Source organism: Cupriavidus sp. NPDC089707, assembly GCF_044748965.1.
Lineage (GTDB): Bacteria > Pseudomonadota > Gammaproteobacteria > Burkholderiales > Burkholderiaceae > Cupriavidus.
In genome coordinates this window covers 1-1178 of the sequence record NZ_JBIVHB010000066.1, presented here as the reverse complement: position 1 = coordinate 1178, position 1178 = coordinate 1, and the positions used below count along the sequence as shown (strand labels likewise).

1 protein-coding gene is annotated in these 1178 nt (G+C 67.3%); it reads right to left on the bottom strand.

What is annotated here, in order from left to right; all coding sequences use genetic code 11:
* On the bottom strand, positions 1–1178 hold a 1178-nt coding region (locus tag ACIP1U_RS32615), incomplete at both ends, for a carboxyl transferase domain-containing protein (protein WP_400324080.1).

Below are 1178 nucleotides of genomic sequence, written 5' to 3'. Positions count from 1 at the left end.
TACATGCGGAACACGCCGAACTTCATGTCCTCGATCGGCGCGTTCAGGCTGGCCGACAGGCCCAGCCCCAGCACCGTGCGCGTCTGCGCGGGATCGATCACGCCGTCGTCCCACAGCCGCGCGCTGGCGTAGTACGGGTGGCCCTGGTGCTCGTACTGGTCGCGGATCGGCTGCTTGAACGCATCCTCTTCCTCCGCGCTCCACTTGCCGCCCTTGGCCTCGATGCCGTCGCGGCGCACTGTCGCCAGCACGCTCGCGGCCTGCTCGCCGCCCATCACCGAGATGCGCGCGTTCGGCCACATCCACAGGAAGCGCGGCGAATACGCACGCCCGCACATGCCGTAGTTGCCGGCCCCGAACGAGCCGCCGATGATCACCGTGAATTTGGGCACCTGCGCCGTCGCCACCGCCGTCACCATCTTGGCGCCATTGCGGGCGATGCCCTCGTTCTCGTACTTGCGCCCCACCATGAAGCCGGTGATGTTCTGCAGGAACACCAGCGGGATCTTGCGCTGGCAGCACAGTTCGATAAAGTGCGCGCCCTTCAGCGCCGACTCGGAGAACAGGATGCCGTTGTTGGCGACGATGCCGACCGGGTAGCCCCAGATGCGCGCGAAGCCGCATACCAGCGTGGTGCCGTAGCGCGCCTTGAACTCGTCGAACTCGGAGCCGTCGACGATGCGCGCGATCACCTCGCGCACGTCATAGGGCTTGCGCGTGTCGGTCGGGATCACGCCATACAGCTCTTCCACCGGGTACAGCGGCTCGACCGGCTCATGCAGGCGGATCTGGTCCGGCTTGCGGCGGTTCAGGTGCTGCACGATATTGCGCGCCAGGCTCAGCGCGTGGTGGTCGTTCTGCGCGAAGTAGTCGGCCACGCCGGACAGGCGCGTATGCACGTCGGCGCCGCCCAGGTCCTCGGCGCTGACTTCCTCGCCGGTGGCGGCCTTCACCAGCGGCGGGCCGCCCAGGAAGATGGTGCCCTGGTTCTTGACGATGATCGACTCGTCGCTCATCGCCGGCACGTAGGCGCCACCGGCGGTGCACGAGCCCATCACCACCGCGATCTGCGGGATGCCCTGCTTGGACAGGTTGGCCTGGTTGTAGAAGATGCGGCCGAAGTGGTCGCGGTCGGGGAACACGTCGTCCTGGTTGGGCAGGTTGGCGCCGCCGGAATC